The organism is Dialister sp., from assembly GCF_036343215.1.
Lineage (GTDB): Bacteria > Bacillota > Negativicutes > Veillonellales > Dialisteraceae > Dialister.
The window spans coordinates 1-7,507 of record NZ_JAZASU010000085.1 but is presented as its reverse complement, the minus strand read 5'-3'; the positions used below and the strand labels follow the sequence as shown (position 1 = coordinate 7,507).

Here is a 7,507-nt window from a genome sequence, read left to right as displayed (position 1 = left end):
TAATTTCAAGACCGTTAATACGGAGGCTGCCTTTCTGCCATACCGGCCGCACCCCCAGCATGTAAAGGAATTCAGCGATATCCTGGCCGGAAGAGCGCATATTGGGCCCGGACCATAGAACCATACCGATGTTTTCCGGATATTTACCCTGATCTGCAATGAACTTTTCAATCATGCGGTCCCCAAGTTTGACGCCCAGCTGCCAGCCGGCAGGAGAAGGCATCTTTCTCGGGTCTACACCATAGAAATTTCGTCCCGATGGCAGCAGATTGACACCACCTGCATTGGGGGAACCGGATGGCCCCGGTTCCACAAAGCGGCCGTCCAGCGCATCCAGTGTATGATCAAGTTCCTGAGTAGTCTTTGCAATACGGGGATAAATTTCAGTACTTACAAAATCAAGGAGTTGTTTCAGCTTTGCTCTCCAGGATTCGGTACCCTCAGTTTCAGGAAGGTTCATGGCTTCAGCAGCTGCAGAGTCATTGAATCCTGCTTTATTCAAAGTCTCAATGACCTTCCTCGTTTCTTTACGGATACACGACATGAGCTCACTGTAAGTGCAGTTCTGCGCTTCATCAATTTCTGAAGCATGGGTCTGAATCGTATCCAGCGTAGTGCCATACTTCTCGGCCCAGAGATCATAAATGGAAGGAATCTTGTCATTGGAAAGGCGAAGCAGCTGCAGGATGCCATCAATCAGGAGATCTCCTTCCAGCGGCTGCCCCAGAATATGCAGGCCCACATGCACTTCGCTGTCTTTTAATTCTTCTATATAGTTATGCAGGTCGGATACATAATCGTCGAAGGATTCATCTTCGCCCCGGGGCACATCATTTTCAAGTTTTGCCTTCTGAACCAGTTCGAGCAGCGGCTTTTCCATATCAGAAACATCATTTCCTGTTTCCTTGAGATGAGCATACTCATCCATGGTTTTTTCCAGTTCACTGATTTCATCATAGGCTCCGGCATCGGAAACCGGTGCAGGCATATAGCCGATCAGGCATCCGGCGGCACGTCTTTTAGCAATCATGCCTTCACCGGTGATTGTCATATGGTACGGGTAAATATTGGGAAGGTCTCCAAGCGCGATATCCGGATAACTTTCCTCATCAAGGCCTACGCTCTTGCCCGGCAGCCATTCCAGATTGCCATGGGTCCCCATATGGATGACGGCATCTGCCTTCCATACGTTACGAAGCCAGTAATAGAAAGCCAGATACTGGTGAGTTGGCGCAATATAAGGATCATGATAAGCTTTGGAAGGATCCATGCCATACTGACGGGACGGCTGTACCGTCAGGAAAAGATTGCCATCCATGGTCCCCGGAACAAGAATATTTCCTTTCTCGGAAATCATAACCTCACCCGGTGCCCTGCCCCATTCATCTTCCATCCGTTTCTGCGCATCGCTCCCCAGAGTATGGAAGAAATCAATATATTCTTTTGCCGAAAGCTTCTGGCACTCTTCCGCCTGCTCTTCGGTCATCATGGAAATATCATTTGTAGCATGGGAAGTCATGAGCTCTATAAACTTATCCGTACTTTCGGGGATAAAATCAATCGTATAGCCATCTTCCTTCATCCGGTTCATGAGACGAATTGTACTTTCCATAGTATCAAGACCGGAAGCGCTGCCGATATTGGAATTCTTTGCAGGATAGTTATGGAAAATAATGGCAATCTTTTTATCTTTATTCTTCAATCTGTGCAAAGAGGCCCATTTACCTGCCTTGCTGACCATGCGGCTGATTCGTTCAGGAATCGGTACGAATTCCACAGTGCCGTCTTCTTTTCGGACTCTGCCGGCAATTGGCACACCGTGAATGAAACCATCCAGCTCCGGCATGGCAGCCGCAATGGACGTTTCAATGGAATTCAAACCTTCTTTATTGTCACGCCATTCCTTTTCCGAAACCAGGAGCGTATAGGCATCAAGGAGAGGAACGCCGAGTTCTTTAAACTTATCCAGACTTGCTTTGCCTGTACCGGTCAGCGAGAACTTCATGGTGCTTACGAGAGCATCAATGACAGGTTTTCCATCTTTCATGAAATAATTGTCCAGCACCTCCACCAGGGTAGGCATCCCTGCAGAGGTATCCGGGCTGGCATTGGCGAAGGCAGGAATGACATGGTATCCCTGTTTTTCAGCTTCATCGATGAAAGCATTCTGGTAAGCCAGGTCGCCCCAGATCCATTCTTCACGATAAAACAGCAGGCCAATAACCGGTTTATTTTCTTTGCAGTATTTCTCGAGGAATCCATCACGATCTGTAGTGAAGAGACTCTCCTCATTTCTGTCATAAATGCCGGACCAGGCAAAGGGCTCCGGTTTTTCAGGTTTTTCTATGGATGGGTCAAAGAGAGAATTGGCATAAAGCCAGAGATTTTTGAAATTTTCCATACCGCCATAGAGGCAGTACTCACGGAAACATTTCATCATCTCATCAGTTATGGATTCACTGTGTTCCGCAGTTCCTTCGTCCACTGCATCAACAAAGTATGGAATACCATGCTGATCCAGATATCTCTTGCAATCCTGCCAGAAAGAAGACTTCAGGGCATTCTTCATCAAATGCACCATGACAAGAGAGGATCCCTTCATTTTCCTTTCCCAGGAAAAATTCCAGTCGCTGGTTTTTTCAAGGAAAACAGGAATGCAGAGATCAGAGATGCGACCATCCTCCTGAAGCAGGTCACAGGCCTTCCTGATAGCTGCATAACGTCTGTCATGATTCGTCATGTATACAATCTTAATATCCATAAATGCCTCTTTCCTTACTACAACAAATCCTCTTCATTTAATCTGTATCTTTTGGAGTTATCTAATTGGTAATTAAATACGAACGATTAAACGAACAGAATAATAAATTGGAAATATTTTACATTTTTAATTAATACATCTCCTATATTATACTATTTTTATTGAAATTTTAAAGCTGACTATAAACGAATACCAATAAAAAGATTTTATAAAAATTTGAAAATTTATAGGTAATACCTTTCTTTTATTTAATTTCGTATTTTTAGACCTCATCCCTGCCGCGGCAGGGCTTATCCTTAATTTTAAAAGACAGACCGGTTTAAACAGTTCATCATCCATAAAATTCAGTAAGAATTCATGATATGTAAACTATAAAACCATTCCTGCCAGGATTCTATAAACTCTTTTTGAAAGAAGTTTCCCTTCAGTCTGAATTGACCAATTGAAAAAGCAGGAATCTTAGTCCTTTAAGATTCCTGCTTTTGATTGATTATACTGAGAGTATTTTCTTAAAAAGCGAGCCTGTCATGAGCTATAGCAAAGGCGGAGAGAGTTTTGGCATCATAAATCTTTCCTTCTCTCACCATATCCCATACTTCTTTCAAAGGAATACGGATTACATCCAGAAATTCCCCCTCATCGAGGTGCTGCTTTTTGTGAACAAGCTCTGTGGCCAGATATAGATGAATCGTTTCATTGCAGAAGCCCGGAGTGGTATACACATACCCAAGCTTTTCAAGCCTGCCTGTATAACCCGTTTCCTCCTCAAGCTCTCTCAGAGCACATTCATCAGGCGTTTCCCCGGGATCCATTTTCCCAGCCGGTATTTCCAGCAGTGCTTCCTCTACGGGATAACGATACTGTCTGACAAAGAGAACTTCTCCCTCATCTGTGACCGGAATGATGGCCGCAGCGCCGCAGTGAAGAACGACCTCACGTACCGTCTCTCGTCCGGCCAGTTCTACCTGATCCTTAAAAACATGGATAATCTGGCCATCATAAATCTCATTTCTCCGAAGAAGTTTTTCTTTTTCAATGCTCATACGTATTCCCCTTTTAAAAACAGCGGAGACCCTGCCTCCGCTGTTTTTATACTATATAAGAACTTCAGCAGCCCGTACTTCCCACACCACCGGTGCGAACACCTTCAGCACGATCTCCATCAGCTTTGAGATAACAGGTAAAGATTGCCTGTGCCACCCTTTCACCTTTGGAAATGTGAAAAACTGATGAACCCGTATTATAGACGGCTACCATAATATGTCCTTCATTGTCAGGATTGTTATAATAATCGGCATCAATAATGCCTGTACTGTTAATCAGAATCAACCCATGTTTGATGGCCATGCTGGAACGGATATAGACGGCCAGATATTCGCCTTCTGCCATATAGGCTTTGAGACCTGTCGGAAGAAGAGTAACCCTGCCCGGCTGAACATCTTCATCAGCGGCAATTTCTAAATCATAGCCTGCGCTGCCTGCAGTCTTTCTCTCCGGAATGTGGATACCTTTCCCCTCCCAGGAACTGACAACTTCAAATCCTCTTGTTCTCATTTGTTTTTCTTTTCCAGAAGAAGAGCTTTACGAGAAAGGTTGATGCGGCCTTTATCATCGATTTCAGTGACCTTGACCATGATTTCATCACCTTCATGGACGATATCTTCCGGCTTTTCCACGCGCTGGAGAGCGAGCTGGGAAACATGAACCAGGCCTTCCTTGCCAGGGAGAATTTCAACAAAGGCGCCAAATTTCATAAGGCGGGTAACTTTACCAAGATAAGTTTCCCCAGCCTGTACGTCATGGGTAAGGCCTTCCACAATCTTCTTTGCCTTGAGCGCTGCAGCTTCATCGGTGCAGGAAATATAAACATGACCGTCTTCTTCCACATCCAGCTTGGCACCGGTTTCATCCTGGATCTTGTTGATGGTCTTTCCGCCGGCACCAATAACTTCACGAATCTTTTCAACCGGGATCGTAATAGCGATAATCTTTGGCGCATAGGGAGAAAGATGTTCTGCCGGCTTTTCAATGCATTCAGCAATCTTTCCAAGAATGTGAAGTCTTCCTTCATGAGCCTGTTTCAGTGCAGCCAGAAGGATGTCGCGGGAAAGACCATGAACTTTGATATCCATCTGAATGGCCGTAACGCCTTTGGCAGTCCCGGCTACCTTGAAGTCCATATCGCCCAGCGCATCTTCCATACCCTGAATATCAGAAAGAATGCTGAACTTTCCGCCATTTTCGATAAGCCCCATAGCGATACCTGCTACCGGAGCTTTAATCGGAACACCTGCATTCATAAGGGACATCGTGCTGCCGCAGACAGAAGCCTGGGAAGAAGATCCATTGGATTCAAGAATTTCAGAAACTACGCGGATGGCATAGGGGAATTCTTCCACCGACGGAATCACCGGACGGAGAGCCCTTTCTGCCAGAGCACCATGACCGATTTCACGGCGTCCCGGTCCGCGGGAACCCTTTGTTTCACCTACGCAGTAGGAGGGGAAATTGTACTGATGGATGTACCGTTTTTCCGTAATCGGAGTCAGGTCATCGATAATCTGGGTTTCAGACATGGGAGCCAGGGTGGTAATGGAAAGAGCCTGGGTCTGGCCACGGGTGAAAAGAGCGCTGCCGTGAACCCGGGGAAGCAGTCCCACCTCACAGGTAATGGGGCGGATTTCTGTCAGCTTTCTGCCGTCCGGACGAATGCCTTCATTGGAAATGGAATCACGGACAATCTGCTTGGTAAGATGATCAAGGCTTTCTGCCACATCGGCGCCATTTTCCGGATAGATGTCGGCAAAATGTTCCTTGGCAGCCTTCTTCACTGCATCAATATTTCCATCTCTTCTCAGCTTATCTGCGTCGAAAATAGCCTTCTTCAGGTCTTCAGTGGCATAAGCAGCCACAGCTTCGTCGATTTCTTCTGGAACTTCCGGGAACACCATGGTGCGCTTCGGCTTGCCCACTTCTTCAATGATCTTCTTCTGGAAACGGCACAGTTCCTTAATGGTTTCATGGCCGAACATGATGGCATCCAGCACTTCTTCTTCCGGAGCTTCATTAGCGCCGCCTTCTACCATCATGATAGCTTCTTCAGAACCGGCTACGGTAATATTCATGGAAGACTCTGCCAGCTGTTCCTGGGTGGGGTTTACCACATACTTTCCATCTACCCTGCCGATACGGACACCGGCAATGGGGCCATCCCAGGGAATATCGGAAATACCGATGGAAGCAGAAGCCCCCAGCATGCCGCACAGCTCCGGCGCATTGTCGTAGTCCACAGACAGCACCGTAGCCACCACATGCACATCGTTGCGGCAGCGTTTATCAAAAAGCGGACGGATAGGACGGTCAATCAGACGGGCATTCAGAATGGCGGAATTTCCCGGACGGCCTTCACGACGCAGGAATCCTCCGGGCATCTTGCCTACGGCATACATCTTTTCTTCATAATCCACGGTCAGGGGGAAGAAATCAGTTCCCTCCCGCGGTTCCTTGCTGGCGGTGGTAGCCACCAGCACCACCGTATCACCGTATCTCACCAGTACGGCACCATTGGCCTGCTTTGCCATCTTGCCAGTCTCAATAATAAGCGGACGACCGGCCAGTTCCATCTGAAATGTCTTGAACATTCCTTTTCCTCCTGTAATCAATAAATCCTTTTTCACGTATTTTCTTATTATACAGGATAGTTATGGCAAAGTGAATAGGAATGTTTCGTCATCAGATGAAAAAGTCCATCATCCCTGGTAAACACGAAAAAAGCAGGAGAACAGCCGCCGATCCTTCTCCTGCTTGACTTTGATATAAAATCCCTTTTTCGTGAGTCTGAAAGGGGTATATATTGGGGAAAAATATTTCCTGATGGATATGCCTGGTACCGGCTGCTTTCTCAGAACCCCAAATTCCATATCCAATCATATTTGATAATTCCTATATTCCAGACATTAGTTTCTTTGATATGGTAAACAAACAAATCCCAATCGCCTTTTTTAAACTCCATCCTGCATTCATTTTGATTGCTATTACGTTTCAGTTCCGTCCATCCATTTATTTTTGCATATTTTCTTATTCGAATAGTTCCCTCACTTGCTGATGTTTTCTTGTAAATCAATTTTCCTCTTAAAAACTTACTTACAAAGCGTTCATTTATAACATATGATCTCTCTTCATCGTCTCCAAGTGAGGGAAGTGATTCAAATATAGTTACCATTTCAGTAACATTACCTTGGACAACCGTTCCCCTTAAATATGTCTTCCCCATATAGATAATTACAACAAGTACAATGAATGTAATGCAAAATACTATGGAAATCAGACTCTCTTTTTTCATGGTGTTTGCCTCGACTAAATACCCTTAGTATTACAAATAAACGTGACCTGATTGAATGTTCCACTAGCCGATAATCCTGTTCCCGTCCCAATACCTAATTCCCTGTCACCAAATAAGGTACCCACAGAAACAGTCGCTAAAATCGGTCCAAGGCTATATCCAGATGCAAAACTTTGACCAGGCTCATTTCTTCTACCAGCTGTTTCCGCTCTTCTGCCTTTGTCTTGTCAAAGATGATTTTCAGCTTGTTCAGGCTGTCCCTAGTATTTCTATCCAGTCCGGTGACATCCCGTTTCTGGTTCTTTGTATCGGTAATAACGATTTTCCCCGGTGCCATGGCCGCTCTAGTAGTAGAGTCAGCTTTTCCTTTGGTCGCTGCTGACGGCACACCTAAAAGACCTCTT

6 protein-coding genes are annotated in these 7,507 nt (G+C 45.6%); all 6 read right to left on the bottom strand.

Going from position 1 to position 7,507, the window contains the following annotated elements; genetic code table 11:
- A partial coding sequence (locus tag VZT47_RS08630) for a cobaltochelatase subunit CobN (protein ID WP_330224563.1) occupies positions 1 to 2,761 on the bottom strand: 2,761 nt, incomplete at its 3' end.
- A gap of 509 nt (positions 2,762 to 3,270) precedes the next feature.
- Positions 3,271 to 3,804 carry an NUDIX hydrolase gene (locus VZT47_RS08625; protein ID WP_330224562.1) on the bottom strand — a complete coding sequence of 178 codons (534 nt, stop codon included), beginning with the start codon at positions 3,802 to 3,804 and terminating at the stop codon, positions 3,271 to 3,273.
- 64 nt (positions 3,805 to 3,868) lie between these two features.
- Positions 3,869 to 4,315 carry a dUTP diphosphatase gene (locus VZT47_RS08620; RefSeq protein WP_330224561.1) on the bottom strand — a complete coding sequence of 149 codons (447 nt, stop codon included), beginning with the start codon at positions 4,313 to 4,315 and terminating at the stop codon, positions 3,869 to 3,871.
- Positions 4,312 to 6,402 carry a polyribonucleotide nucleotidyltransferase gene (locus VZT47_RS08615; RefSeq protein WP_330224560.1) on the bottom strand — a complete coding sequence of 697 codons (2,091 nt, stop codon included), beginning with the start codon at positions 6,400 to 6,402 and terminating at the stop codon, positions 4,312 to 4,314. The genes VZT47_RS08620 and VZT47_RS08615 overlap by 4 nt, the downstream gene beginning before the upstream one ends.
- A gap of 260 nt (positions 6,403 to 6,662) precedes the next feature.
- Positions 6,663 to 7,103, bottom strand: coding sequence for a hypothetical protein (locus VZT47_RS08610; protein WP_297021506.1), 441 nt, complete (start codon positions 7,101 to 7,103; stop codon positions 6,663 to 6,665).
- Positions 7,104 to 7,239: 136 nt separating this feature from the next.
- On the bottom strand, positions 7,240 to 7,507 hold a 268-nt coding region (locus tag VZT47_RS08605; protein ID WP_330224559.1), incomplete at its 5' end, for a hypothetical protein.